Genomic DNA, 25,346 nt, shown 5'->3' with positions numbered 1-25,346 from the left:
CCGTTACACGCATGGCGCCTAGCACGCCCGTTTGCGAACACCAGGCCAACTCGATCAAAGCACCTGATTTGCCGAATAAAGGCGTCGTTTTCAGGTTTTTTTGGATAGCCGTTCAATTTCAGGCACGGCGTTTGCGTTGATATTGGCCACCAAGCCCCGGCACATGAATCGGGGTAATAACAAGAAATCAGTGCCCGCCTGAGGCACACCCTGCATTTGTGTGAGGAGAAATCGCGATGACGTCGTACACCTCCGGGAACCCAACCCAGAACCGCACAGCACCCCAGTCCATCGGGTTTCTTCTATTGGACAACTTCACCCTGATTTCCCTGGCATCGGCCGTCGAGCCGCTGCGCATGGCCAACCAGCTGTCTGGGCGCGAGTTGTATCGCTGGCACACCCTGACGGTCGACGGTGGCCAGGTATGGGCCAGCGATGGCTTGCAGATCACCCCGGATGCCGCCATCAGCAATGCACCGCCCATCGACACCGTGATCGTCTGCGGCGGGGTTGGCATTCAGCGGTCGGTCACCCGTGAACACGTTACCTGGCTGCAAGCCCAGGCCCGTCAGTCGCGCAGGCTGGGCGCGGTGTGCACCGGCAGCTGGGCGCTGGCCTGCGCCGGCCTGCTCGATGGCTTCGACTGCAGCGTGCACTGGGAATGCCTGGCCGCGATGCAGGAGGCCTTCCCGCGGGTGAACATGAGCACCCGCCTGTTCACCCTTGACCGTAACCGCTTCACCAGCTCCGGTGGCACCGCGCCGCTGGACATGATGCTGCACCTGATCAGCCGCGATCATGGCCGCGAATTGTCGGCGGCCATTTCCGAGATGTTCGTCTACGAGCGCATCCGCAACGAGCAGGACCACCAGCGCGTGCCGCTCAAGCACATGCTCGGCACCAACCAGCCGAAGCTGCAGGAAATCGTCGCGCTGATGGAGGCCAACCTCGAAGAACCGATCGACCTGGACGAACTGGCGGTGTACGTGTCGGTGTCGCGACGCCAGCTCGAGCGGCTGTTCCAGAAGTACCTGCACTGCTCGCCGTCGCGCTACTACCTGAAGCTGCGGCTGATCCGTGCGCGCCAGTTGCTGAAGCAGACGCCGATGTCGATCATCGAAGTGGCATCGGTGTGTGGCTTTGTGTCGACCCCGCACTTCTCCAAGTGCTACCGCGAGTACTTCGGTATTCCGCCGCGTGACGAGCGCGTGGGCTCCAACACCGCCCAGCAGGTGGCGATGATGCCGATCCCGCAGGCCATGACTCTGTCGCCGCACAGCGGGCCGATGGCGGCCCTGAGCCAGGCGCGCAACGAATCGACGTTTGCCAGTGTAAGGCTATGAAACAGCACTGGCCTCTTCGCGGGTAAACCCGCGAAGAGGCCAGTGCAGGAAAACCCGATCAAGCGCGCTTGTTGAACTGCGCCAACGCCGGCAACAGCTGTTTGTCGATGGCTTGGCGCACCGCCGGCAGAATCGTCGCACTACCGGTATACATCTGCTCCACCATCCCCTTCAGCGCCCGTGCATTGGGCTCGGTCAGCCCACGCACCACCGCTTCGCAGGCTTGTTCGGCACTGGCCCCGGCGGGTATCTCGAACCCGCGTGCGCGCAGGTGGCCTGCCAGGTCGTCCTGATCAATCAAATCCGCATGCATCATGGCTGTTGTCCCTTTTATCGCTAAGAGAGTGCTGCTGTGATTTACGACCGATTCTGTGACGACCACGACATGCCCGCAACAACAGAATGCCGGCATGGCTGCTTTGGCTAAGAACAGGTCGTTTACGGCTAAATCCACCTGGCGGGAACTGCGCACACTCAAGCCATCTACAGCAACCGAGGGTTTGGTCACCCTCACTCATGCACAGTGGATGTTGCTCGCGCTTTGCCCCGGATGCTCACGGCTTTCCGGGGCTATTTTTTTCTTACCGTGCTGCAGGCAGGGATATCACCCGGCCCACGAACTCGGCCGGTGGCAGATCCTGCTGCTGTTCCAGCAACCCTTGTAGCAACCCGGCACTCTGCTCACTGAACGGCGCCGCCTTTGGCCCCGCCAGGTCCACATGCAGCAGCATCTGCTCACTGGCCGCCAGCACCTGGTCGAACCCGGCCCGGTGCAGGCTGTGGTAGACATGCAGGCGCTTGCGATCGAAACCGATGATCTGCGTCTGCACCCACACCTCGGTGCCTAGCTTTACTTCATGCAGGTAGTTGATGTGCGCTTCCAGGGTGAACAACGAATTGCCACTCTGCCCACGGCTGTCGGCATCCAGGCCGATGCGCTCCATCAGCGCATCGGTGGCGTAGCTGAAGATCAGCAGGTAGAAGGCATCGCGCAGATGCCCGTTGTAGTCGACCCAGTCCTCCTGGACTGGGGTGCGGTAAGTGATCAATGCGGGCATTGCGTGGTCCTCAGTCGCCGAAAGCCATGCCGTGTTTGGCCTTGCTGGTTTTCACCGCTTCCAGCACCGCCAGCAGCGTGTCATCACGGTAGCGCTCAAGTGCGGCGATGCTGCGTTCACCCAGTTGTTCAGAAGTGCCGTCTACCACATCGTCGATCAACTGGTCGGTCAGCTCCGGTGCTGGCAAGTAGGTCCAAGGCAGTTTCAGCGCTGGGCCGAACTGCGACATGAAGTGGCGCATGCCGGCATCGCCACCGGCCAGAGTGTAGGTGAGGAAGGTACCCATGAACGACCAGCGCAAGCCGGCGCCAAAGCGGATCGCATCGTCGATTTCGCCGGTAGTCGCCACACCGTCGTTGACCAGGTGCAGCGCCTCACGCCACAGCGCTTCGAGCAGGCGGTCGGCGATGAACCCCGGCACTTCCTTGCGCGCATGCAGCGGGCGCATGCCAAGGGCGGTGTAGATGCTTCTTGCCGCTTCGATGGCTTCAGGCGAAGTGCGGTTACCACCGACGATTTCCACCAGTGGCAGCAGGTACACCGGATTGAACGGGTGACCGACCACGCAGCGCTCAGGGTGAGTGGACGACTCGTAGAACTCGCTGGGCAGCAGCCCTGAAGTGCTGCTGCCGATGATGGCGTCAGGCTTGGCCGCAGCGCTAATCTTCGCGTGCAGGTCGAGCTTGAGGTCCAGTCGCTCTGGCGCGCTTTCCTGGATGAAGTCGGCGTCGCGCACGCATTCCTCGATGGTGGCCACGAACTTCAGGCGGTCCTGTGACGCGCCTTGTGCAAGGCCCTGCTTCTCCAGCGCCGGCCAGGCGTTGGCAATACGCTTGCGCAGGGCTTGCTCGGCGCCGGGCGCCGGGTCCCAGGCGACCACGTCCAGGCCGTGGGCGAGGGCGCGGGCGACCCAGCCGCTGCCGATCACGCCGCTACCCAGGGCGGCGAAAGTCTTGATCTCGGTGATGAAGGGCATATCGGTCTCCTGAAGGAATCAGCGGCGCTTGAGGTTCATTTTTTCCCGGCCTTCTGCCGGGCTGAGCACACGGCCACCCATGCGGGTGATGATCTCGGCAGCGCGTTCCACCAGTTGGCCGTTGCTGGCCAGCACACCGCGGTCCAGGTACAGGTTGTCTTCCAGCCCGACCCGCACGTTGCCGCCCAACAGCACCGCTTGTGCTGCCATGGGCATCTGCATGCGGCCGATGCCGAAGCCTGCCCAGGTGACGTTGGCTGGCAGGTTGTCGACCATGGCTTTCATGGTGGTGGTGTCGGCCGGCGCGCCCCACGGGATGCCCAGGCACAGCTGGAACAGCGGGTCTTCGAGCAGGCCTTCCTTCATCATCTGCTTGGCGAACCACAGGTGGCCGGTGTCGAAGATTTCCAGCTCGGCCTTCACCCCCAGTTCGGTGATGCGCTTGGCCCCGGCGCGCAGTTGTGCGGGGGTTGAAACGTAGATCGAGTTGCCGTCACCGAAATTGAGCGTGCCGCAGTCGAGGGTGCAGATTTCCGGCAGCAGCGCCTCGACGTGGGCCAGGCGCTCCAGAGGGCCGATCAGGTCGGTGCCTGGGCCGAACTCCAGGGGCGTTTCACCGGGGCCGATTTCCAGGTCGCCGCCCATGCCGGCAGTGAGGTTGACGATGATGTCCACATCGGCTTCGCGGATGCGTTCCATGACTTCGCGGTACAGCGCCACGTCGCGGCTGAAGCGGCCGGTTTGCGGGTCGCGGACGTGGCAGTGGACCACGGTGGCACCGGCTTTGGCGGCTTCGACGGCGGATTCGGCGATCTGCTTGGGGGTGACCGGGACCAGGTGGCTTTTCGAGGCGGTGTCGCCAGCGCCAGTGAGGGCGCAGGTGATGATGACGTCGTGGTTCATGGTGCGGTTCCTTGTGGTGTCTGTGCTGGCCTTTTCGCGGGCAAGCCCGCTCCCACAGGGTCAGCAGTGACCCTGAACTTGGCGCTGTGCCTGTAGGAGCAGCCTTGTGCTGCGAAAGCGCCGGATCAGTTAGCGGTAAGCTTCAGATTGTCCGCAGCCGGCTTGCCATCGAAGGTGGTCACACCCTCAAGCCAGCGGGCCTTGTCGTCGGGGTGGTCCTTGAGCCATTGGCGGGCCGATTCCAGCGCATCCTTGTGGTCGAGCAGCGGCTGCATCATGCGGCTCTCGTCCTCGGCGCTGAAGTTCAGGTTGGCCAGCAGGCGGTGGGCATTGGGGCAGCGTTCGGCGTAATCCGGCGCAGTCACCGTCCACACCGTCGCGCGGCCTTCGTCAGGGCCGAGCGCATCCTGGCTGTCACCCAGGTAGGCCATGTCGATGTTCACGTTCATCGGGTGCGGCGCCCAACCGAAGAACACCACGGCTTCCTTGCGCCGCACGGCGCGATCGACGGCGGCCAGCATGCCGGCCTCGCTGGACTCGACCAGCTGGAACTTGCCCAGGCCGAACTGGTTCTTGGTGATCATCGCCTTGATCTGGGTGTTGGCACCGGAGCCGGGTTCGATGCCATAGATCTTGCCACCCAGCTCTTTCTCGAACTTGTGGATGTCGGCGAAGGTCTTCAAACCCTTGTCGTAGAGGTATTTCGGTACGGCCAGGGTGGCGCGGGCGTCCTCCAGGCTTGGCTTGTCCAGTACTTTGACCTGGTTAGCATCGACGAACGGGGTAATGGTTTGGGTCATGATCGGGTTCCAGTAACCCAGGAACATGTCCAGGCGTTTGTCGCGTATGCCGGCGAAGATGATCTGCTGCGAGGCGCTGGTCTGTTTGGTCTGGTAGCCCAGGCCATCGAGCAGCACCTGGGCCATGGCGCTGGTGGCGATGACGTCGGTCCAGTTGACCACGCCCAAGCGGACGTTTTTGCAGGCCGCAGGCTCTGCAGCGAAAAGCGGGGAAGTGGCGATGCTGCTCAGGGCAAGGGTCAACAGGCTGCGGCGGATCAAGCTGTGCATGGTGGCTCTCCATCGGCAGTGCATATTGTTATGGGTTCCGACCTCTCTGGGCCGTGTGAACACGCTACGCTGCTGGCAGGGTGAAAAATCGCACCCTGGCGACCAACAGTTGCACGGAGGCGACCACCTTTGCCGTGGAGCATGCAATGCCGCAAATCATTCATTTCCTGTTGTTGCCAGGCTTCTCGGCAATGGGCTTCATCAGTGCCCTTGAGCCACTGCGGGTGGCCAACCGCTTCAAAGGCCCGTCCTATCGCTGGCAGGTGCTGAGCCTGGACGGTGGCGCTGTGCAGGCCAGCAATGGCATGTCGGTGAACGCCGATGCGGCGTTGGCGGCCGGCGAGCCGGGCGGCATCTTGCTGATCGTGGCTGGCTTCGACCCGTTGGCCTGCTATGGGCCGCCACTGCAGCAGGCGCTGCGCCGCCTGGACCATGACGGGGTGATTCTGGGCGGCATCGATACCGGCGCTGTGGTGCTGGCGGAAGCTGGCTTGCTCGATGGCCACCGGGCTACCGTGCATTGGGAGGCGCTGGAGGCGTTCAAGGAAAACTACCCGAGCCTGCAGGCAACCCAAGAGCTGTTCGAGATCGACCGACGGCGCATCACCTGTGCTGGCGGCACGGCATCGATCGACCTGATGCTCGACCTGATTGCACAGGCCCATGGCAGCGAGCTGGCGGTGCAGGTGTCGGAGCAGTTCGTGCTCGGGCGTATCCGCCAGCGACAGGACCATCAGCGCATGCAGATTGCCAGCCGCTATGGCATCAGCAACAAGAAACTGGTGAAGGTGATTGGCGAAATGGAGCGCAACACCGAGCAGCCGCTCAATACCCAGGTGCTGGCTGAAGCGGTGCAGGTGACCCGGCGCCAGCTGGAGCGGCTGTTCCGTGTGCACCTGGACGACACACCCAGTGGGTTTTATTTGCGCCTGCGGTTGGACAAGGCGCGGCAGCTGTTGCGCCAGACCGACATGAGCGTGCTGGAGGTGGGGGTAGCCTGCGGGTTCGAGTCCGCTTCGTACTTTACCCGCTGCTACCGGGCGCGGTATCAGCGTTGCCCGCGGGAGGATCGCTTGGCTCGGGCGCTATGAGGGTCTTGGGCAGCCCCAAAACCTGGGGCCGCTTTGCGGCCCTTTCGCGACCCAGGGCCGCTCCCACGTCATCGGCAGCCCCTATTGCTGACCAATGCTCTGCAGGTATTCCGACCGGTCATCACTGCGCTGCGCCACGCAGGTATCCCAAGCCGCCTGGAACGCCTTGCTCCCTGGCTTTTCGGCATAGGTCTCGACCTTGCAATCCGCATCGCGCAACTGTGTCCACAGTTTTTCGGCCGCGTCCATGCGCCCGATCAGCGCGGTGGCCTGGTCGCCTTCTTCGGCATATTGATCGCGGATGCGCTGGATCAGGTCGTCATACGCCGCTTTCAGTTCGCGCTCGGCAGTCTGCTTGTTGAACGCCGCGCACGCGTAGGTCTGCTGGTCGGTTTCGACGTTGTCGCACGGGGTGCTTTCTTCCTCGCCGGCCTGGGCGCCCGATACGACAGCCAGCAGTACCAGCCATGCCAATGATTTCATCCGTTTTCTCCTCAACAGGCTGACGAATCGCAGGGATTCTCGCTCAGCCGAGGGCAAGGCGGTAGCTCTCTGACGAAATGTTCATAAAGCAGCCAGAAAGGTCGTTATCGAGACTGTCTCTCATCGCCAGGCGCCGCGCCAGAGGGCGTGTTGTCGCGCGTTGACGCTTTCGGCAAACCCCCTGTCGTTTTTGCATCGGGGCGCCTTTGGGCACAGGCATATGCTGGCCCCAAAGCGCCGGCACAAGGTTTGGCGCCAACCATTCAATAAAAGGGGACAGCCTGATGAGCCCAGCCGAACTTCATGCCGACAGCATCGTCATCGACGGCCTGATCATTGCCAAATGGAACCGCGAGCTGTTCGAGGACATGCGCAAAGGCGGGCTGACCGCGGCCAACTGCACGGTGTCGGTCTGGGAAGGCTTCAAGGCTACCGTCGACAACATCGCCACCAGCCAGAAGCTGATCCGCGACAACAGTGACCTGGTCATGCCGGTGCGCACCACCGCCGACATCCGCAAGGCCAAGGAACTGGGCAAGACCGGCATCCTCTTCGGCTTCCAGAACGCCCACGCGTTCGAAGACCAGATCGCCTATGTGGACGTGTTCAAGCAACTGGGCGTGGGCATTGTGCAGATGTGCTACAACACCCAGAACCTGGTAGGTACTGGGTGCTACGAGCGTGACGGCGGCCTGTCGGGCTTCGGTCGTGAGATCGTCGCGGAAATGAACCGCGTAGGCATCATGTGCGACCTGTCCCACGTCGGCTCCAAGACGTCCGAAGAAGTCATCCTCGAATCGAAAAAGCCGGTGTGCTACTCGCACTGCCTGCCCTCGGGCCTGAAAGAGCATCCGCGCAACAAGTCGGACGAAGAGCTGAAGTTCATTGCCGACCACGGCGGCTTCGTTGGCGTGACCATGTTCGCGCCGTTCCTGGCCAAAGGCATCGATTCGAACATCGACGACTACGCCGAAGCCATCGAGTACACCATGAACATCGTCGGTGAAGACGCCATCGGTATCGGTACCGACTTCACCCAGGGCCACGGCCAGGACTTCTTCGAGTACCTGACCCACGACAAGGGCTACGCCCGACGCCTGACCAACTTCGGCAAGATCATCAACCCGCTGGGCATCCGTACCGTGGGCGAATTCCCCAACCTCACCGAAACCTTGCTCAAGCGCGGCCACTCCGAGCGCGTGGTGCGCAAGATCATGGGCGAGAACTGGGTCAACGTCCTCAAGGACGTCTGGGGCGAGTAAGCCGCTCTCCAAGCCTGATAGCCCCTGCCAGCAACGCCGGGGCACCCAAATAAAAATTTTTATGGAGTTGAGTTTCCATGGCCAAGATCGCCCCGCAATTGCCAATCGAAGTCGACAGCGAAACCGGTGTCTGGACCAGCGACGCCTTGCCGATGCTGTATGTGCCGCGCCATTTCTTCGTCAACAACCACATCGGCATCGAGGAAGTGCTGGGCGCTGACGCCTACGCCGAGATCCTCTACAAGGCTGGCTACAAGTCCGCCTGGCACTGGTGCGAAAAAGAGGCCGAATGCCATGGCCTGGAAGGCGTAGCGGTGTTCGAGCACTACATGAAGCGCTTGAGCCAGCGTGGCTGGGGCCTGTTCGAAATCCAGGACATCGACCTGGATAAAGGCACCTGCAGCGTCAAGCTCAAGCATTCGGCGTTCGTGTACGTGTATGGCAAGTGTGGCCGCAAGGTCGACTACATGTTCACCGGCTGGTTCGCCGGCGCGATGGACCAGATTCTCGCTGCCCGCGGCAGCAAGATCCGCACCGTGGCCGAACAGGTCTACGGCGGGTCGGAAGAAGGCCACGAAGATGGCCTGTTCGTAACAAAGCCGTTGTAAGCCGGAGATAGCGTCATGGCATTCGAAGCAATGTTCCAGCCGATTCAGATCGGCAAGCTGACCATCCGCAACCGTGTGCTCAGCACCGCGCACGCCGAGGTCTACGCCACTGACGGCGGCATGACGACCGACCGCTACGTGAAGTACTACGAAGAAAAGGCCAAGGGCGGCATCGGCCTGGCGATCTGCGGCGGTTCGTCCGTCGTCGCCATCGACAGCCCGCAGGAATGGTGGGCGTCGGTCAACCTGTCGACCGACCGCATCATCCCGCACTTCCAGAACCTGGCCGACGCCATGCACAAGCATGGCGCCAAGATCATGATCCAGATTACCCACATGGGCCGTCGCTCGCGCTGGGACGGCTTCAACTGGCCGACCCTGATGTCGCCGTCGGGTATCCGTGAACCCGTGCACCGCGCCACCTGCAAAACCATCGAAGTGGAAGAGATCTGGCGGGTGATCGGCAACTACGCGCAGGCTGCGCGTCGTGCCAAAGAGGGCGGCCTGGACGGTGTGGAACTGTCGGCGGTGCACCAGCACATGATCGACCAGTTCTGGAGCCCGCGGGTCAACAAACGTACCGACGAATGGGGCGGCACCTTCGAAGGCCGCATGAAGTTCGGCCTGGAAGTCCTGAAAGCCGTGCGCGCCGAGGTCGGTGACGACTTCTGCGTGGGCATGCGTATTTGTGGCGACGAGTTCCACCCTGACGGCCTCAGCCACGAGGACATGAAGCAGATCGCCGCGTACTACGACAGCACCGGCATGCTCGACTTCATCGGTGTGGTTGGCTCTGGTTGCGACACCCACAACACCCTGGCCAACGTCATCCCCAACATGAGCTACCCGCCGGAGCCGTTCCTGCACCTGGCGGCCGGTATCAAGGAAGTGGTCAAGGTCCCGGTGCTGCATGCGCAGAACATCAAGGACCCGAACCAGGCCACGCGCATCCTCGAAGGCGGCTATGTGGACATGGTCGGCATGACCCGTGCGCACATGGCCGACCCGCACCTGATCGCCAAGATCAAGATGGGCCAGATCGACCAGATCAAACAGTGCGTCGGTGCCAACTACTGCATCGACCGCCAGTACCAGGGCCTGGATGTGCTGTGCATCCAGAACGCCGCGACCTCCCGTGAATACATGGGCGTGCCGCACATCATCGAGAAAACCACCGGCGTCAAACGCAAGGTGGTGGTGGTTGGCGCCGGCCCTGCCGGCATGGAAGCGGCCCGGGTGGCTGCCGAGCGCGGCCACGACGTGACCCTGTTCGAGAAAAAAGACCAGATTGGCGGGCAGATCACCATCGCCGCCAAGGCCCCGCAGCGTGACCAGATTGCCGGTATCACCCGCTGGTACCAGCTGGAGCTGGCGCGCCTGAAAGTGGACCTGCGCCTGGGTACCGCCGCTGATGTGGCCACCATCCAGGACCTGCGCCCGGACGTCATCGTACTGGCGGTAGGCGGGCATTCGTTCCTGGAGCAGAACGAGCACTGGGGCGCTGCCGAAGGCTTGGTGGTCAGCAGCTGGGATGTGCTCGACGGCAAGGTTGCACCGGGCAAGAACGTGCTGGTGTACGACACCATCTGCGAGTTCACCGGCATGTCGGTGGCCGATTTCATCGCCGACAAGGGCAGCCAGGTCGAGATCGTCACCGACGACATCAAGCCGGGCGTGGCCATGGGCGGCACCACTTTCCCGACCTACTACCGCAGCATGTACCCCAAAGAAGTGATCATGACCGGCGACATGATGCTGGAAAAGGTCTACCGCGAAGGCGACAAGCTGGTGGCGGTGCTGGAGAACGAATACACCGGCGCCAAGGAAGAACGCGTGGTCGATCAGGTGGTGGTGGAGAACGGCGTGCGGCCTGATGAGGAGCTGTACTACGCGCTGAAGGATGGCTCACGCAACAAGGGCCAGATCGATGTGGAGGCGCTGTTTGCCATCAAGCCACAGCCGATCCTCAGCCAGCCGGGCGAAGGTTACCTGCTGTATCGCATTGGCGACTGCGTGGCCCAGCGCAACGTGCATGCAGCGATCTACGACGCCTTGCGCCTGTGCAAGGACTTCTGATCGCACCGCCTTTCTAGAGGCGGGACTGGCCCCCTGTGTAGGAGCGGCCTTGTGTTGCGAAAGGGTCGCGTAGCGGCCCCAAGATCGCCATAGCAGCATAGATTTTGGGGCCGCTACGCAGCCCTTTCGCGACACAAGGCCGCTCCTACATGGGGTCCGCGCTGGCCTTCGGGGTGGCGCAAGAATCTAGCTGTTGTGGGAGCCTCCCATGTTGAACACCCTTCTACCCATCCTGCTGTTCGCTGCCCTTGGCCTGGCAGTGCTCGGCGCCCTGCGCCGGGTGCGCATGTGGCGGCGTGGCCGAGCCGCCAAGGTCGACCTGATCGGCGGCCTGCTGGCCATGCCGCGCCGTTACCTGGTGGACCTGCACCACGTGGTCGAGCGCGACAAGTACATGTCCAAGACCCACGTGGCCACGGCGGGCGGCTTCGTGCTGTCGGCGGCCCTGGCGATCCTGGTGCACGGCTTCGGCCTGCAGAGCAAAATCCTCGGCTACGCATTGCTGGTGGCCACGGTGATCATGTTCAGCGGTGCCATCTTTGTCTTCAAACGCCGCCTCAACCCGCCTTCGCGCCTGTCCAAGGGCCCGTGGATGCGCCTGCCGAAAAGCCTGCTGGCGTTTGCCGCGAGCTTCTTCATCGCCACACTGCCGGTCGCTGGCATCCTGCCGGCCAATACCGGCGGCTGGGTGATGGTCGTCGTGCTTGGCCTGGGCGTACTGTGGGGCGTGTCGGAGCTGTTCTTCGGCATGACCTGGGGCGGTCCGATGAAGCACGCCTTCGCCGGTGCCCTGCACCTGGCCTGGCACCGCCGTGCCGAGCGTTTTGGCGGCGGCCGTTCTACCGGCCTCAAGCCACTGGACCTGGAAGACCCGAATGCTCCGCTGGGCGTTGAAAAGCCGGTGGACTTCACCTGGAACCAGCTGCTGGGCTTCGATGCCTGCGTGCAGTGCGGTAAATGTGAGGCCATGTGCCCGGCCTTTGCCGCTGGCCAGCCGCTGAACCCGAAAAAACTCATCCAGGACATGGTCATCGGCCTGGCCGGGGGTACTGACGCCCAGTTCGCCGGCAGCCCGTACCCTGGCAAGCCGATTGGTGAACACGGCGGCAATCCGCACCAGCCGATCGTCAATGGCCTGGTCGACGCCGAAACGCTGTGGTCGTGCACCACCTGCCGTGCCTGCGTCGAGGAATGCCCGATGATGATCGAGCACGTCGATGCCATCGTCGACATGCGCCGCCACCTCACCCTGGAAAAGGGCGCCACCCCGAACAAGGGTGCCGAGGTGCTGGACAACCTGATCGCCACCGACAACCCTGGCGGCTTCGCCCCTGGCGGGCGCATGAACTGGGCCGCTGACCTGAACCTGCAACTGCTGTCGGAGGTGCAATCCACCGAAGTCCTGTTCTGGGTGGGCGATGGTGCCTTCGACATGCGCAACCAGCGCACCCTGCGCTCGTTCGTCAAAGTGCTCAAGGCTTCGGGCGTGGACTTCGCCGTGCTTGGCCTGGAAGAGCGCGACAGCGGTGACGTGGCGCGCCGCCTGGGCGACGAAGCGACCTTCCAGCAACTGGCCAAGCGCAACATCCAGACCCTGGGCAAGTACAAGTTCCAGCGCATCGTCACCTGCGACCCACACAGTTTCCATGTGCTGAAGAACGAATACGGCGCCCTGGGCGGCGACTACCAGGTGCAGCACCACAGCACCTACATCGCCGAACTGATCGCGGCCAAGAAGCTCAACCTCGGCCAGCACAAGGGCGGCAGCGTCACCTACCACGACCCGTGCTACCTGGGCCGCTACAACGGCGAGTACGAAGCCCCGCGCGAAGTGCTCAAGGCGTTGGGTATCGAAGTGCGCGAGATGCAGCGCTCGGGCTTCCGCTCCCGTTGCTGCGGTGGTGGTGGCGGTGCGCCGATCACCGACATCCCTGGCAAGCAGCGTATCCCGGACATGCGCATGGACGACATCCGCGAGACCGAGGCCGAGTTGGTGGCCGTGGGTTGCCCGCAGTGCACCGCCATGCTCGAAGGTGTGGTCGAGCCGCGCCCGCAGATCAAGGACCTGGCCGAGCTGGTGGCCGACGTGCTGATCGAAGAGGACGCGCCCACTGGCCCAAAGCCGCAAACGGCTAAACGTGAACCTGCGGAGGTGCACTGATGAGCGACATTATCCGCCGCGACCCACGCGCCGAGTGGATCGCCCGTAACCGCCTGCACCCTCTGCATGCGGCAATGCAGACACAGCAAACTCGCTGGATGGGGCCCAACGGCATCCTCCGCAAGAACCCCCATGCGATCGCCGCAGGCTTCATTGGCCCGGCCGGCATCAAGCGTATCGACCGCAGCGGCGCCCAGCAGGGCACCGGTGTGGGCGGGCGTCGCACGGCGGCCGCCGAGGTCACGCTGCCACTGCATCAGGTACCGGCACCGGCGTTCTACATCGCCGTGGTACCGGACATGGTCGGTGGCCGCCTGAGCAGCCACGACCGCGACCTGCTTGGCCTGGCCCACAGCCTGGCCGGCAGCGACGGTGCGGTGCTGGCGGTGGTTTTCAACGAGCACAAGGAAAGCAACTTTTCCACAGCCGGGGTCGACCGCCTGCTGGTCATCGAGGGCGAGGCTTTCGAAGGTTATGCACCGGAGCAACTGGTACAAGGCCTGCGGGCTGTGGATAACCAGTTTACCCCGCGCCACTGGCTATTGCCCGACAGCCGCACCGGTGGCGGCGAACTGGGTCGGCGCCTGGGCGCCGCGCTGGGTGAACGCCCGGCGACGCGGGTGTGGCAGGTCAAGGATGGTCAATGCATTGGCCGCGCCGGTGCCGGCCAGCAAGACCTGCAACGCACTGTGCCGCGCCTGATCCTGGCGTCGGCCGAGTGCGCCGAGCCCGTCAGCGAAACCCGCCACGAAGCCTTGCCGGTGGAGTTGTCCACAAGCGTGGCGCGCAGCCTGTCGCGTATCGAAGACCTCGGCTCGGTGGCCGTGGACCCGGCCACCATTGCCATGGCCGAGGCCGAGTTCATTGTCTCGGGTGGTAACGGGGTCAAGGACTGGGACCTGTACCACCAGGCCACCGCTGCCCTCGGTGCTACCGAAGGCGCTTCGCGGGTGGCGGTGGACGACGGGTTCATGCCGCGCAACCGCCAGGTGGGTGCTACCGGTACCTGGGTCACCGCGCGCGTGTACGTGGCTGTGGGTATCTCGGGCGCGATCCAGCACCTGCAGGGTATCGGTGCCTGCGACAAGGTGGTGGCGATCAACATGGACCCGGGCTGCGACATGATCAAACGGGCCGACCTGTCGGTAATTGGCGACAGTTCGGCGATTCTCAAGGCACTGATCGAGGCTGTGGACAACTTCCGCAGCGGCGGCCAGCGCGACGCGGCATAAGGGCACGAGCATGAGTACGAAAGTGATCAGCCTGGTTTCCATCGGTGCCCACCCAAGCTCTGGCCGCGCCCGCCGCGCCGAGCAGGATGCCCGCGCCGTGGAACTGGGTTTGCAACTGGCTGGGGATAACTTGCAGGTGGTGCATGCCGGCGACCCACAGGAAGAGGCGCTGCGCGCCTACCTGGGCATGGGCCTGGACCATCTGGATGTGCTGGAGCAGCCGGCTGGTGCCGATGTGCTGGGTGTGCTGGGGGATTACCTGCGCGATGCCGGGGCACAGCTGGTGCTGACAGGTAGCCAAGCCGAAACGGGTGAAGGATCGGGCATGTTGCCGTTTCTGCTGGCCGAAAAGCTCGGCTGGCCGTTGATCGTGGGGCTGGCCGAGGTGGAGTCGATCGACAATGGCACCGCCCAGGTATTGCAGGCGCTGCCGCGTGGCCAGCGGCGCCGGCTGAAAGTGCGCCTGCCGTTGCTGGCGACTGTGGATAACGCGGCGCCCAAGCCGCGCCAGAGTGCCTTCGGGCCGGCGCGTCGGGGTGTACTGGCGGCGCGCAATGTGGCCATCGTTGACGATGAACTGCTGGCTGAGGCCGAGCTGCAACCGGCGCGCCCGCGGCCAAAGCGGCTGAAGGTGATCAAGGCCAAGAGCGGTGCGGACCGGATGAAGGCGGCAACTGCCAAGGCCAGTGGTGGCGGCGGCAAGGTGCTGAAGGATGTTTCGCCACAGGAAGGCGCCGAGGCCATCCTCAAGTTGCTGGTGGAAGAGGGCGTGTTGCGCTGAAGCCAGAGGCTTGGAGGTCTTTTGTGGGAGCGCACAAGGCCGCTCCCACATCCCATTCACAGTATCGATCGAATGCTTTTGCCCACCAAATCTGTTTGCCAAGTTGTGGATAAAGTGTTGGCGCATGGCTGCAGCCCTTGTATGGCGATGCCTTCAAGTAGTTGATCGAAAAACGATCAAGCTTCACCCAGTCTTTGCATGGGTGCTTTTCAGAATTCTCATGGTTCTTGCCCACAGTCGCTGTTAGTCGGTCTGTGGATAATCTGTTCGATAGCGGCTAAAAGCCCCATAAATACTGGGTTTCATGGCGTTGATCAAAAAACGATCATTCAGACGATAAAGTCTTTGAATTGTTGAAAATTATAACGTCTGGATAAGTTACCCACAGCCCCCTCAGTGAGAGTATGCAGTTACCAACAAAGTCTGTTGGCTGAGCTGTGGACAAGGTGTATGGAAGACGCTAGACGCCGCTTGAATCGTGGCTTGTAGGGTTTTGATCAAATATTGAACTACACCTGGGGATCAATTGGGTTGGGCACAGGTTGACTCAGCATTTGCTGATACCTTCTGGAGCTGTGGATAAAGCCCACCGAACTGTCATTTCTACCAGTTAGAAACAGCCATACACAGTGCTACTGTGAGTCGTCATCATAAATGAGGTTCTCGCATGAATTGCAGGTACTTGCTGGCGCTCGACAAGCAAGCATCGAACCTGGGCGGGCCAGGATGCGCTGTCAGAGTTTACCTACCGTATGGCTTCCTACGAGATCGCGAAGGGGCGCTTTTGTGTTTTGCCGCTCAACCGCTGGATCTGCTGACCGGCTGTTATCACCTTGGCAATGGCTACCGGGCTTACAATCCTGTTTTGATGCGTTTTCACGCCCAAGACTCCCACAGCCCTTTCGGTAAGGGTGGACTGAATGCCTATGCATATTGCGGTGGTGATCCAGTCAACCGCCACGATCCGACGGGTAAGGTGTCCGAGTGGGCCACGCTATCCTTGCGAGGCTTGAGCATGGCGTCGAACACAGTAACGTTGACCTATAATTTTTTGGGGCCGACGCCAACCAATCGCGTGGGGCTCAATGCTTCACGAATCAGTACTTTCGGATCTGTATTGAGCCTTGCGAGTTCAGGTGCCCAGTTCGCCGGCGTCGAGAGTGCCATTTTTGGAGCGAATGTCGGACTTGGGGTCAGTTTGACTGCTGTATCTGCTCGAGCCATCAACGCTGCAGTTGGACCTCAAGCCAAGCCTTTGGAGCAGATAAGGACAAATTACGGCCTGATGACGGGAGGACTGCCAACTGACACCCAACCAAACATACCGTTAGAAAGTATAAGCACGCCTACTCGCGAGGGATTGGCGGTGAGAACTACAGTAGCCGAGCGTTCTTTCGCTGGCCGAGCTGCTTTGGCTGGAGAGACTAGGCTTGCTAACGGAGAGGATGCTTGGGCCTTCCAAAGGCAGACGATGGGGCTCAGGAAAAGGCATCCGTCAGCTTGAGCGAAAGGGCTGCGTGGCAGCCCTTCCTCTGTACGATGTGCTCTTTTACTGCGCGGTTACTTCCTTCAGATACGCCGCCGGCTCCGCCCCCAGGTTGTTCAGCATCCGCCCGCTGTACCAGTCGATGAAGTTCACCACGCCAAACTCGTAGGTTTTCGAGTACGGCCCTGGCTGGTAAGCCGTGGAGTTGATCCCGCGCTGGTTCTCTTCGGCCAGGCGGCGGTCCTGGTCGTTGGTGGCGTCCCACACCTTGCGCATGCGCTCAGGGTCGTAGTCCACACCTTCCACGGCGTCCTTGTGCACCAGCCACTTGGTGGTGACCATGGTCTCCTGGGCACTGATCGGCCACACGGTGAACACGATCATGTGGTCGCCCATGCAGTGGTTCCAGGAGTGCGGCAGGTGCAGGATACGCATCGAGCCCAGGTCCGGGTTCTTGATGCGGCCCATCAGCTTCTGGCAGGCCTGCTTGCCGTCCATGGTCATCGACACGGTGCCCTTGAGCAGCGGCATGCGTACGATACGGTTACGCAGGCCGTGGCTCTTGTGCAGGTACGGGATCTTTTCGGCTTCCCAGGCGGCGGCGGAGGCGGCCACGTGGTCCTTGAATTCCTGGCTGGCGCGCGGGTCGTTGGTGTCGTCCCACTCCAGCAGGGTTTGCAGCAGCTCCGGGTGCGAGCCGCTGCAGTGGTAGCACTCGCGGTTGTTTTCCAGCACCAGCTTCCAGTTGGCTTTTTCCATCAAGGTGGTTTGCACCGCCACCTTGGTGTTCTCCATGTCGTAGGGTTCCATGTAGTGTTCCAGGGTGGCCAGGAACTCGTCGATGGCGGGTGGGTTTTCCGCCAGGCTGATGAAGATGTAGCCACCAGCGACCTTCACGTTCACAGGCTTCAGACCGTACTGCTTCATGTCGAAGTCGGCGCCCATCTCGGTGCCCGCGAACAGCAGGCGGCCGTCCAGTTCATATGTCCACTGGTGGTAATGGCAGACCAACTTGGCCACTTTGCCTTTGTCGCTGACGCACAAGCGCGAACCGCGGTGCCGGCAGACGTTATGGAAGGCGTGCACCTTACCCTCGGCGCCACGCACCACCAGAATCGGGTTGTTGCCGATCTGCAGCGTGATGTAGTTGCCTTTTGCCGGAATTTCGCAAGTCATGCCGGCGATCAGCCATTCTTTCTGGAAGATCTCCTGCATGTCGATCTGGAACAGACGCTCGTCGGTGTAGAAAGGCTGGGGCAGCGAGTAGGTGCGCTCGCGGGTCTGCAGCATCTCGGCGGTGGCCTTGCGTGCAGGTTCCAGTGGATCGCCCAGGCTCAGGGTTGCGGTGACGTCCATCGTGTATTCCTCGGGGCCGTGTGCGGCCGGCAAAAGGTGGCTAATCGTTGTTGTGGTGCCGCAAGGCTGTCTATCGAAAAACAGCTAGTTGTTTTGCCGTGGAGTGTGCGTCCGAAGGCGCCGCGAACCGTATCCATGGGCGACATGGCCGAATTGAATTACGACGCGCCAGCCCTTGTAGCGCGGGGCTGGTCGCGATAAGCACGCCGATGTCGCTGGCAGGAATGTACGTCGCCCTCAGCTTGCGCATTATCCAAGCCATAAAAAGCCCAATAGTCGGCTGCTGGAGATGAACATGTCCGATACCTTCCTCAATCCGGTCACTACCCAGACCTGGGCCAACGGCCGCCACATCGTGCGCTGCGTCAAGGTCATCCAGGAGACCTGGGACGTGCGCACCTTCTGCTTCATGGCCGACCAGCCGATCATGTTCTTCTTCAAGCCGGGGCAGTTCGTTACCCTGGAGCTGGAGATCGAAGGCAAACCGGTGATGCGTTCCTACACCATTTCCAGTTCGCCGTCGGTGCCCTACAGCTTCTCGATCACCGTCAAGCGTGTGCCGGGCGGCCTGGTGTCCAACTTCCTGCACGACACCATGCACGAAGGCGCCGAGCTGCCGGTGCATGGCCCGGTCGGGTTGTTCAATGCCATCGACTTCCCGGCGGGCAAGGCGCTGTACCTGTCCGGCGGTGTGGGCATTACTCCGGTCATGTCGATGGCGCGCTGGTTCTACGACACCAACGCCAATGTCGACATGGTGTTCGTGCACAGCGCCCGCTCACCCAAGGACATCATCTACCACCGCGAGCTGGAACAGATGGCCTCGCGTATCCCCAACTTCAGCCTGCACATCATTTGCGAGAAGCACGGCCTGGGCGAGCCATGGGCGGGTTATCGCGGTTACCTGAACCAGCGGCTGATGGAACTGATTGCACCGGACTACATGGAACGCGTGGTGTTCTGCTGCGGCCCGACGCCTTACATGACGGCGGTAAAGCGCATGCTCGAAGCGGTCGGCTTCGACATGAAGAACTACCACGAGGAATCGTTCGGTGCCACGCCGGCCGAGGCCAAGGCCGATGCGGTCGAGCATGCCGAGCAGGCAGCCGAAGCGCCGGAGCTGGATGTGTCCGACCTTAACCTGGTGGAGTTCATCGGCAGCGAGAAGAGCATTCGCATTGCCCCAGGCGAGACCGTGCATGCGGCGGCGGCCAAGGTTGGCCTGATGATCCCGAAAGCCTGCGGCATGGGCATTTGCGGCACTTGCAAGGTGCTCAAGCTGGGCGGCGAAGTGGAAATGGAGCACAACGGCGGCATTACCGAGGAGGACGAGGCCGAGGGGTATATCCTGTCGTGCTGCAGTGTGCCGAAAGGGGATGTGCGGATCGATTATTGATCCGAGATTGCAGGGGGCTGCTTTGCAGCCCATCGCGACACAAGGCCGCTCCTACAGGTATCGCGCAAGCCATGAAACTGCGCGGTAGCTGTAGGAGCGGCCTTGTGTCGCGATGGGCCGCAAAGCGCCCCCAGGTACTTCAGGTCAGGTACGGAACCGTGCCACCAACCCATTCAGGTCCACGGCCAGGCGCGACAATTCAGCACTCGCCGCACTGGTCTGATGCGCCCCGGTGGCACTCTGCACCGACAGGTCGTTGATGTTCACCAGGTTGCGGTCCACTTCCCGCGCCACCTGCGCCTGTTCCTCCGCCGCGCTGGCAATCACCAGGTTACGCTCGTTGATCTGCGCCACCGCGCCGGCAATGGTGTCCAGTGCCATGCCCGCGCCACGGGCGATGTTCAGGGTGGATTCGGCACGCTCGGTGCTGGTGCGCATCGACTCCACAGCTTCCTCCGTGCCCCCTTGAATGCTGCCGATCATCCGCTCGATTTCGCTGGTCGACTGCTGGGTGCGGTGGGCCAATGCCCGAACTTCATCCGCCACAACGGCAAAACCACGGCCCGCTTCGCCAGCACGTGCGGCCTCGATGGCGGCGTTCAGCGCCAGCAGGTTGGTTTGGTCGGCCAGGCCACGGATCACGTCGAGGACCTTGCCAATGTCGCGCGACTGCTCGGCCAGGTGAGTGATCAATTTGGCAGTGGCCTGCACATCGCCGCTCATGCGCTCGATGGCGCCCACGGTCTCCATCACCAGGTCACGGCCGTCGCCGGTGGAGCGGCTGGCTTCACTGGAGGCTTCCGAAGTGCTCACGGCATTGCGCGCTACTTCCTCCACAGCGCTGGTCATTTCGGTCACGGCCGTGGCGGCCTGTTCAATCTCGTTGTTCTGCTGTTGCAGGCCGCGGGCGCTTTCGTCGGTGACGGCGTTCAGCTCTTCGGCCGCCGAGGCCAGCTGGGTGGCGGAGCCGGCGATCTGTTGCAGGGTGTCGCGCAACTTGTCCTGCATGCGGGCCATGGCGCGCAGCAGGCGAGCGGCTTCGTCGGTGCCTTCGGCACGGATGATGTGGGTCAGGTCACCGTCGGCGACCTGTTCGGCGCTTTTGAGCGCATCTTCGATCGGCTTGACGATGCTGCGAGTCAGCAGGAAGGCGCAGGCGAACGTCAGGACGGTGGCGGCAACCAGCAGGCCGATCACCAGGGCGAAAGCAGCGGCGTACTGGCTGGCGGCCTTGTCATTGGTGGCGCGGGTCTGGTCGGTGTTGATGCGTACCAGGGTGTCCATGACCTTGTTGATCTGCTCTGAGTTGGCCAGCAAATCGCGGTTGAGCAGGTCGCGCAATTCGTCCAGGCGGTCGGCCTGGCTCAGTGTGCGCATGCGCGCTTCCAACTGGCGGTATTGGTTGAGCAACAGGCCGTACTGGTCGAACGCGGCCTGTTCGTCGGCGGCACCGATCATCGGCAGGTAAGCCTGGCGCGCGCGGTCGATCTGGCTGTTGCGCTGGTCCAGCAGGTTGAGGGTATCGCGTTGGGTTTCCGGTTCGCGGTTGAGCAGCAGGCGGTAGGAAAGCGTGCGCATGCGCAGGTTCAGCGCGGTGAGTTCGTCGAGGATCTTGATGCTGGGCACACTGACTTGCTCGATGGCAACACCAGCCTGGCGGATGTTGCCCATCTGCACCAGGGAGAAGATACCAAGGCCGAGCATCAGCAGGCCGATAAGCGCGAAGCCGAGCAGCGCGCGCGGGGCGATATTCATGTTGCGTAGGGACATGGAGAGGAGGATCCAGGCAAGGGGGAAAGTGCGACAAAACATGACTTGCCGGGCTATCGGTCGTGACCGGCCAGTCTTGAGTGCGACCGGCAAAAATTGTGAGGTAGCTAACCTTTTCCTGACCGGCGGTTGACTCAGGTCGGAACAAGGGGGCGGTTACCCTGTCAATCTGCGGGTTCGACACCTTATGAATCCGATATTTAATGGCGATGGGCGGCACTTTTCTTTATCGTGTGCGCCCCTCGCAACAACCTGAGATAGACCCATGCTGGAAGCTTCCCTGAATCAAATCGAGCAACTGGTCAGCGACCTGATGCAGAAAAACGCTCAACTCACCGAGCAGAACACCGCCCTCGGCCAGGAACTGGCCCAGGCCAAGGAAGAGAACGAAACCCTGCAGCTGTCGCTGATGGAGCAGGAAGAGAAGAACGGCGCTACCGCAGCGCGCATCCAGGCCCTGGTCGAGCGCGCCAGCGCGGGCGTTGTCGGCGCATGAGACTGCAAGAGCAGCCGATCAATGTGGTGTCGATTCTCGGCATCGACTATTCGATCAAGGCGCCCGAAGGTCAGGAAGAAACCCTGGCCCAGGCGGTACGGATGCTCAACACTGCCCTGAACGAAACCAAGCGTCAGTACCCGACCCTGATCGGCGACAAGCTGTTGGTGCTGGCTGCCCTCAACCTGTGCTCCAAGCAGGTTGAGCTGCAGAAAGAGCATCAGCAGACCCTAGCGCGTACCCAGGCGCAGATCGACGCCACGGTGGACGCCATCGTGCGGACCATTGCAGAGTCCTGATCGATAGCTGGGGGCGCTTCGCGCCCCTTTCGCGACACAAGGCCGCTCCTACAACAGTTATACGTTTCCCTGTAGGAGCGGCCGTGTGTCGCGATGGGCTGCACAGCAGCCCCAAAGGCCCAACTCATTGTTCCAGGTCACTGGATTAACTGGATACGCAAGTGTATACACTTTCCGCAAAACAATAATGTGCGGGGAGTAGGGCATGCGTATCTGGCGTAAGAGCATCCAGTGGCAATTGATCACCAGCATGGGCGCCGCCTTGCTGGCGAGCATCCTGGTCGTGGTCGTCATCTTCACCGTGGCGCTCAACCGCCTCACCGAGCGCTACCTGGTCGACACTGCCTTGCCAGCCAGTATCGAAGCCATCCGCAACGACATCGAACGCATGCTCGGCCAGCCTTTGGTGGCAGCGGCAGACATCGCCGGCAACACCTTGCTGCGTGACTGGCTGGCGGCTGGTGAAGAGCCCGCCCAGGCAGCGCAATTCACCGAATACCTGACCGCCGCCAAGCAGCGCAACCAGGCCTTCACTGCCCTGTTCGCGGCGACTGAAACCGGCCACTACTACAACGAGAACGGCCTGGACCGCACCCTCAGCCGCAGCAACCCCAAGGACAAGTGGTTCTACGGCTACATCGATAGCGGCGCCGAGCGGTTGATCAACATCGACATCGATGGTGCCACCGGCGAGCTGGCGCTGTTCATCGATTACCGCGTGGAAAAAAATGGCCAGCTGGTCGGCGTGGCCGGCATGGGCCTGCGCATGACCGAGCTGTCGAAGCTGATCCACGATTTCAGTTTCGGCGAACACGGCAAAGTGTTTCTGGTGCGCAACGATGGCCTGATCCAGGTGCATCCAGACGCAGCCTTCAGTGGTAAACGCCAGCTCACCGAGCAGCTTGGGGCGGACGCAGCCAAGGGTGTCATGACTGGAGGCGAGGGGCTGCGCAGCCGCCGCTTCAGCCGTGACGGCGAAAGCTACCTGGCGCTTGGTTTGCCACTGCGCGACCTTAACTGGACCCTGGTGGCCGAAGTGCCAGAGTCGGAAATCTATGCACAAATGCATCAGGCCGTCTGGTTGACCAGCCTGATCGGTGGCGCCGTGGCCCTGCTGTCACTGCTGCTGGTGGTGCTGTTGGCGCGTGGCCTGGTACGGCCGATCCGCCGCGTCACCGGCGCGTTGGTGCAGATTGGCAGCGGCGCAGGAGACCTCAGCCACCGCCTGGATGATTCGCGCCAGGATGAGTTGGGCGATCTGGCCCGGGGGTTCAACCGCTTTCTCGACAGCCAGCGCAGCCTTATCGGTGAGGTGTTGAGCACCTCCGAGCGGCTGCACCGGGCCGTAGAGCAGGTAACTCAGGTGGTGGACAACACGGCCGAGCGCTCGGGGCGGCAGCAAGAGATGACCGAAATGGTCGCTACTGCCGTGCACGAGATGGGCCTGACCGTGCAGGACATCGCCCGCAATGCCGGCGATGCGGCGCAAGCCTCGCAGTCGGCGCGGGACGAGGCGTTGCAGGCGCGCGAGGTGGTGCAACGCTCGATTCGGGGTATCGAGGGCATGTCGGGCGACATCGGCAAGGCTGCCGATGCAGTCACTCAGTTGGCCGACGAAGTCGCCTCGATCGATGAAGTTCTAGCGGTTATCCGTAGTATTTCCGAGCAGACCAATTTGCTGGCACTTAACGCGGCTATCGAGGCTGCGCGGGCAGGGGAAATGGGGCGCGGTTTTGCCGTGGTGGCCGATGAGGTGCGCACGCTGGCCCGGCGCACACAGCTGTCCACCGACGAAGTGCAGCAGATGATCCAGCGCCTGAAGCAGGGCGCGGGGTCGGCGGTGAGTTCGATGCAGGCGGGGCAGCAGGCGACTGGCAGTGGTGTGGAGTCGAGCCAGCGCACCGGGGCGTCGCTGGGCGCGATTACCGACCAGGTGGAGCACATCAGTGATATGAACCATCAGGTGGCCACGGCGACGGAAGAGCAGTCGGCAGTGACCGAGGAAATCAACCGGACGGTGCAGGGGATTTCCGACCTGGCGCGGGAAACGGCGGCGGAGGTGCAAGGGTGTCGCGAGGAGTGCCAGGCGTTGCGTGGGTTGGCTGATGATCTGGCGCGGCAGATGGGTGGGTTCAGGCTTTAGATTGCTGGGGCCGCTTTGCGGCCCTTGGAGGGCAAAGCCCTCCCAGCATGCTTTCAGGCGGTAATGATGCTACGGATATCCGCCGCAAGCTCGCGCACGCGCGCTTCCTCGGTATCCCACGAACACATGAAGCGCGCCCCGCCGCTACCAATGAAGGTATAGAACCGCCACCCCTTGCCCCGCAGCGCTTCGATCGCATGCTCCGGCATCTGCAGGAACACCCCGTTGGCCTCCACCGGGAACATCAGCTCCACCGCTGGCAAGTCACTCACCAGCGAGGCCAGCAGCTGCGCGCAATGGTTGGCGTGGTTGCCATGGCGCAACCAGGCGCCATCTTCCAGCAGGCCCACCCAGGGGGCCGACAAAAAGCGCATTTTCGACGCCAGTTGCCCGGCTTGCTTGCAGCGGTAGTCGAAGTCTTCGGCCAGCTGGCGGTTGAAGAACAGGATCGCCTCACCCACCGCCATGCCGTTCTTGGTGCCGCCAAAGCACAGCACATCGACGCCGGCCTTCCAGGTCAGCTCGGCCGGGCTGCAGCCCAGGAACGCGCAGGCATTGGTAAAGCGCGCGCCGTCCATGTGCAGGTTCAGGCCCAGCTCCTTGCAGGTGGCGCTGATCGCCTTCAGCTCGTCGGGGCGGTACACCGTGCCCACTTCAGTGGCCTGGGTAATGGTCACCACGCGGGGCTTGGGGTAGTGGATGTCTTGGCGCTTGAGCGCCACTTCGCGGATCGACTGCGGCGTCAGCTTGCCGTTGACGCTGGCCGCCGTCAGCAGTTTGGAGCCGTTGGAGAAGAACTCCGGCGCGCCGCATTCATCGGTTTCGACGTGGGCGGTCTCGGAGCAGATCACGCTGTGGTAGCTCTGGCACAGCGAGGCCAGGGCCAGGGAGTTGGCGGCAGTTCCGTTGAAGGCGAAGAACACCTCGCAGTCGGTTTCGAACAGGTTGCGGAAGTATTCCGAGGCGCGCTCGGTCCACTGATCGTCGCCATAGGCGCGGTCGTGGCCGTGGTTGGCCTTCTCCATCGCTGCCCAGGCTTCGGGGCAGATACCGGAATAGTTGTCGCTGGCGAATTGTTGGCTCTTATCTGTCATGACACGGTCCTGTGAACGACGCAGAACAGCACTCTAAACCATCGATTCAGCGGTTGCCTATACAAGCTGTGCATTGGCGGATTTCTGGGTTGTCTGTGCTGGCCTCTTCGCGGGTAAACCCGCTCCCACAGGGATACCACAAGCCTTCAGAGCACCACCGTACCTGTGGGAGCGGGTTCACCCGCGAAAGGGCCGGCACAAACGGCACAACAACGAATGTCGTAAACGCGCCATTGCAAGGCGTGCGCAGGCATCTGACCCG

22 protein-coding genes and 1 pseudogene are annotated in these 25,346 nt (G+C 62.3%); 13 read left to right on the top strand and 10 right to left on the bottom strand.

The window, feature by feature from the left end:
• The first annotated feature begins 236 nt into the window (after positions 1 to 236).
• Positions 237 to 1,343 carry a choline metabolism transcriptional regulator GbdR gene (gbdR, locus tag DM807_RS05135; protein ID WP_012270099.1) on the top strand — a complete coding sequence of 369 codons (1,107 nt, stop codon included), beginning with the start codon at positions 237 to 239 and terminating at the stop codon, positions 1,341 to 1,343.
• Positions 1,344 to 1,401: 58 nt separating this feature from the next.
• On the opposite strand, the gene DM807_RS05130 is transcribed toward gbdR, so the two are convergent.
• The 5 genes from DM807_RS05130 to choX form a co-directional block, all read right to left on the bottom strand.
• A complete protein-coding gene (locus DM807_RS05130; RefSeq protein WP_012270100.1) occupies positions 1,402 to 1,659 on the bottom strand; it encodes a hypothetical protein in 258 nt (85 codons plus the stop codon).
• Between the two features lie 265 nt (positions 1,660 to 1,924).
• On the bottom strand, positions 1,925 to 2,401 hold the full coding sequence (locus DM807_RS05125; RefSeq protein WP_012270101.1) for a thioesterase family protein: 477 nt from the start codon (positions 2,399 to 2,401) through the stop codon (positions 1,925 to 1,927).
• Between the two features lie 10 nt (positions 2,402 to 2,411).
• Positions 2,412 to 3,377: an L-carnitine dehydrogenase gene (locus DM807_RS05120; protein WP_179027116.1), complete on the bottom strand. Its 966-nt coding sequence runs from the start codon at positions 3,375 to 3,377 to the stop codon at positions 2,412 to 2,414.
• A gap of 18 nt (positions 3,378 to 3,395) precedes the next feature.
• Positions 3,396 to 4,280 (bottom strand): 3-dehydrocarnitine:acetyl-CoA trimethylamine transferase CdhC, encoded by an 885-nt coding sequence (gene cdhC, locus DM807_RS05115; RefSeq protein ID WP_012270103.1) that lies wholly within the window; start codon positions 4,278 to 4,280, stop codon positions 3,396 to 3,398.
• 125 nt (positions 4,281 to 4,405) lie between these two features.
• Positions 4,406 to 5,350 carry a choline ABC transporter substrate-binding protein gene (gene choX, locus DM807_RS05110; RefSeq protein WP_179027115.1) on the bottom strand — a complete coding sequence of 315 codons (945 nt, stop codon included), beginning with the start codon at positions 5,348 to 5,350 and terminating at the stop codon, positions 4,406 to 4,408.
• A 146-nt stretch (positions 5,351 to 5,496) separates the two neighbouring features.
• On the opposite strand from choX, the gene DM807_RS05105 reads away from it, so the two are divergent.
• Entirely contained in the window at positions 5,497 to 6,441 is a 945-nt protein-coding gene (locus DM807_RS05105; protein ID WP_012270105.1) for a GlxA family transcriptional regulator, read from the top strand.
• 81 nt (positions 6,442 to 6,522) lie between these two features.
• Here DM807_RS05105 and DM807_RS05100 read toward each other — a convergent pair whose 3' ends face one another.
• Positions 6,523 to 6,924 carry a lysozyme inhibitor LprI family protein gene (locus tag DM807_RS05100; protein ID WP_060494187.1) on the bottom strand — a complete coding sequence of 134 codons (402 nt, stop codon included), beginning with the start codon at positions 6,922 to 6,924 and terminating at the stop codon, positions 6,523 to 6,525.
• A gap of 284 nt (positions 6,925 to 7,208) precedes the next feature.
• On the opposite strand from DM807_RS05100, the gene DM807_RS05095 reads away from it, so the two are divergent.
• The 7 genes from DM807_RS05095 (at position 7,209) to DM807_RS28050 (ending at position 16,548) form a co-directional block, all read left to right on the top strand.
• The gene (locus DM807_RS05095; RefSeq protein WP_179027114.1) at positions 7,209 to 8,186 is read left to right on the top strand and encodes a dipeptidase; all 978 of its coding nucleotides are present in this window, start codon (positions 7,209 to 7,211) and stop codon (positions 8,184 to 8,186) included.
• Between the two features lie 77 nt (positions 8,187 to 8,263).
• Positions 8,264 to 8,794 carry a DUF5943 domain-containing protein gene (locus DM807_RS05090; RefSeq protein ID WP_008091518.1) on the top strand — a complete coding sequence of 177 codons (531 nt, stop codon included), beginning with the start codon at positions 8,264 to 8,266 and terminating at the stop codon, positions 8,792 to 8,794.
• A 15-nt stretch (positions 8,795 to 8,809) separates the two neighbouring features.
• Positions 8,810 to 10,870, top strand: a complete 2,061-nt coding sequence (dgcA, locus tag DM807_RS05085) for a dimethylglycine demethylation protein DgcA (protein ID WP_012270107.1) — start codon at positions 8,810 to 8,812, stop codon at positions 10,868 to 10,870.
• A gap of 208 nt (positions 10,871 to 11,078) precedes the next feature.
• Entirely contained in the window at positions 11,079 to 13,031 is a 1,953-nt protein-coding gene (dgcB, locus tag DM807_RS05080) for a dimethylglycine demethylation protein DgcB (protein WP_012270108.1), read from the top strand.
• Positions 13,031 to 14,263, top strand: a complete 1,233-nt coding sequence (gene etfA / locus DM807_RS05075) for an electron transfer flavoprotein subunit alpha (RefSeq protein ID WP_060515054.1) — start codon at positions 13,031 to 13,033, stop codon at positions 14,261 to 14,263. The genes dgcB and etfA overlap by 1 nt, the downstream gene beginning before the upstream one ends.
• A gap of 10 nt (positions 14,264 to 14,273) precedes the next feature.
• Complete coding sequence (gene etfB, locus DM807_RS05070) at positions 14,274 to 15,044, top strand: electron transfer flavoprotein subunit beta (protein ID WP_012270110.1); 771 nt, start codon at positions 14,274 to 14,276, stop codon at positions 15,042 to 15,044.
• Positions 15,045 to 15,711: 667 nt separating this feature from the next.
• Positions 15,712 to 16,548: an RHS repeat-associated core domain-containing protein gene (locus DM807_RS28050; RefSeq protein WP_082421449.1), complete on the top strand. Its 837-nt coding sequence runs from the start codon at positions 15,712 to 15,714 to the stop codon at positions 16,546 to 16,548.
• A gap of 45 nt (positions 16,549 to 16,593) precedes the next feature.
• On the opposite strand, the gene gbcA is transcribed toward DM807_RS28050, so the two are convergent.
• Entirely contained in the window at positions 16,594 to 17,886 is a 1,293-nt protein-coding gene (gene gbcA, locus DM807_RS05060) for a glycine-betaine demethylase subunit GbcA (RefSeq protein WP_060494184.1), read from the bottom strand.
• A 295-nt stretch (positions 17,887 to 18,181) separates the two neighbouring features.
• Between gbcA and gbcB the strand changes: the two genes are divergently transcribed.
• Positions 18,182 to 19,282, top strand: coding sequence for a glycine-betaine demethylase subunit GbcB (gbcB, locus tag DM807_RS05055; protein WP_012270113.1), 1,101 nt, complete (start codon positions 18,182 to 18,184; stop codon positions 19,280 to 19,282).
• A 144-nt stretch (positions 19,283 to 19,426) separates the two neighbouring features.
• Here gbcB and DM807_RS28045 read toward each other — a convergent pair whose 3' ends face one another.
• Positions 19,427 to 20,290 (bottom strand): methyl-accepting chemotaxis protein, encoded by an 864-nt coding sequence (locus DM807_RS28045; RefSeq protein ID WP_406669825.1) that lies wholly within the window; start codon positions 20,288 to 20,290, stop codon positions 19,427 to 19,429.
• Positions 20,282 to 21,037 (bottom strand): annotated as a pseudogene (locus DM807_RS28040) (MCP four helix bundle domain-containing protein); the annotation flags it as partial. The pseudogene DM807_RS28040 and the gene DM807_RS28045, both read right to left, overlap by 9 nt.
• Positions 21,038 to 21,317: 280 nt before the next feature.
• On the opposite strand from DM807_RS28040, the gene DM807_RS05045 reads away from it, so the two are divergent.
• The 3 genes from DM807_RS05045 to mcpH all read left to right on the top strand — a co-directional run bounded on the left by DM807_RS05045 (position 21,318) and on the right by mcpH (position 23,990).
• Complete coding sequence (locus tag DM807_RS05045; protein ID WP_012270115.1) at positions 21,318 to 21,548, top strand: hypothetical protein; 231 nt, start codon at positions 21,318 to 21,320, stop codon at positions 21,546 to 21,548.
• A complete protein-coding gene (locus tag DM807_RS05040; protein WP_012270116.1) occupies positions 21,545 to 21,847 on the top strand; it encodes a cell division protein ZapA in 303 nt (100 codons plus the stop codon). Before DM807_RS05045 ends, DM807_RS05040 begins: the two co-directional genes overlap by 4 nt.
• 205 nt (positions 21,848 to 22,052) lie before the next feature.
• Positions 22,053 to 23,990 (top strand): methyl-accepting chemotaxis protein McpH, encoded by a 1,938-nt coding sequence (mcpH, locus tag DM807_RS28250; RefSeq protein ID WP_012270117.1) that lies wholly within the window; start codon positions 22,053 to 22,055, stop codon positions 23,988 to 23,990.
• 53 nt (positions 23,991 to 24,043) lie between these two features.
• On the opposite strand, the gene DM807_RS05030 is transcribed toward mcpH, so the two are convergent.
• Positions 24,044 to 25,084 carry a threonine aldolase family protein gene (locus DM807_RS05030; protein WP_012270118.1) on the bottom strand — a complete coding sequence of 347 codons (1,041 nt, stop codon included), beginning with the start codon at positions 25,082 to 25,084 and terminating at the stop codon, positions 24,044 to 24,046.
• Positions 25,085 to 25,346: the final 262 nt, after the last annotated feature.

Origin of the sequence: Pseudomonas hunanensis, from assembly GCF_013393325.1 — a bacterium.
Taxonomy (GTDB): Bacteria; Pseudomonadota; Gammaproteobacteria; order Pseudomonadales; family Pseudomonadaceae; genus Aquipseudomonas; species Aquipseudomonas putida_P.
This window is presented reverse-complemented; position numbering and strand designations above follow the sequence as displayed.

Coding starts and splice junctions, on each gene's coding strand:
- gbdR (WP_012270099.1), top strand. CDS start 237: ATGACGTCGTACACCTCCGGGAACCCAACCCAGAACCGCACAGCACCC.
- DM807_RS05130 (WP_012270100.1), bottom strand. CDS start 1,659: ATGATGCATGCGGATTTGATTGATCAGGACGACCTGGCAGGCCACCTG.
- DM807_RS05125 (WP_012270101.1), bottom strand. CDS start 2,401: ATGCCCGCATTGATCACTTACCGCACCCCAGTCCAGGAGGACTGGGTC.
- DM807_RS05120 (WP_179027116.1), bottom strand. CDS start 3,377: ATGCCCTTCATCACCGAGATCAAGACTTTCGCCGCCCTGGGTAGCGGC.
- cdhC (WP_012270103.1), bottom strand. CDS start 4,280: ATGAACCACGACGTCATCATCACCTGCGCCCTCACTGGCGCTGGCGAC.
- choX (WP_179027115.1), bottom strand. CDS start 5,350: ATGCACAGCTTGATCCGCCGCAGCCTGTTGACCCTTGCCCTGAGCAGC.
- DM807_RS05105 (WP_012270105.1), top strand. CDS start 5,497: ATGCCGCAAATCATTCATTTCCTGTTGTTGCCAGGCTTCTCGGCAATG.
- DM807_RS05100 (WP_060494187.1), bottom strand. CDS start 6,924: ATGAAATCATTGGCATGGCTGGTACTGCTGGCTGTCGTATCGGGCGCC.
- DM807_RS05095 (WP_179027114.1), top strand. CDS start 7,209: ATGAGCCCAGCCGAACTTCATGCCGACAGCATCGTCATCGACGGCCTG.
- DM807_RS05090 (WP_008091518.1), top strand. CDS start 8,264: ATGGCCAAGATCGCCCCGCAATTGCCAATCGAAGTCGACAGCGAAACC.
- dgcA (WP_012270107.1), top strand. CDS start 8,810: ATGGCATTCGAAGCAATGTTCCAGCCGATTCAGATCGGCAAGCTGACC.
- dgcB (WP_012270108.1), top strand. CDS start 11,079: ATGTTGAACACCCTTCTACCCATCCTGCTGTTCGCTGCCCTTGGCCTG.
- etfA (WP_060515054.1), top strand. CDS start 13,031: ATGAGCGACATTATCCGCCGCGACCCACGCGCCGAGTGGATCGCCCGT.
- etfB (WP_012270110.1), top strand. CDS start 14,274: ATGAGTACGAAAGTGATCAGCCTGGTTTCCATCGGTGCCCACCCAAGC.
- DM807_RS28050 (WP_082421449.1), top strand. CDS start 15,712: ATGAATTGCAGGTACTTGCTGGCGCTCGACAAGCAAGCATCGAACCTG.
- gbcA (WP_060494184.1), bottom strand. CDS start 17,886: ATGGACGTCACCGCAACCCTGAGCCTGGGCGATCCACTGGAACCTGCA.
- gbcB (WP_012270113.1), top strand. CDS start 18,182: ATGTCCGATACCTTCCTCAATCCGGTCACTACCCAGACCTGGGCCAAC.
- DM807_RS28045 (WP_406669825.1), bottom strand. CDS start 20,290: ATGCAGGACAAGTTGCGCGACACCCTGCAACAGATCGCCGGCTCCGCC.
- DM807_RS05045 (WP_012270115.1), top strand. CDS start 21,318: ATGCTGGAAGCTTCCCTGAATCAAATCGAGCAACTGGTCAGCGACCTG.
- DM807_RS05040 (WP_012270116.1), top strand. CDS start 21,545: ATGAGACTGCAAGAGCAGCCGATCAATGTGGTGTCGATTCTCGGCATC.
- mcpH (WP_012270117.1), top strand. CDS start 22,053: ATGCGTATCTGGCGTAAGAGCATCCAGTGGCAATTGATCACCAGCATG.
- DM807_RS05030 (WP_012270118.1), bottom strand. CDS start 25,084: ATGACAGATAAGAGCCAACAATTCGCCAGCGACAACTATTCCGGTATC.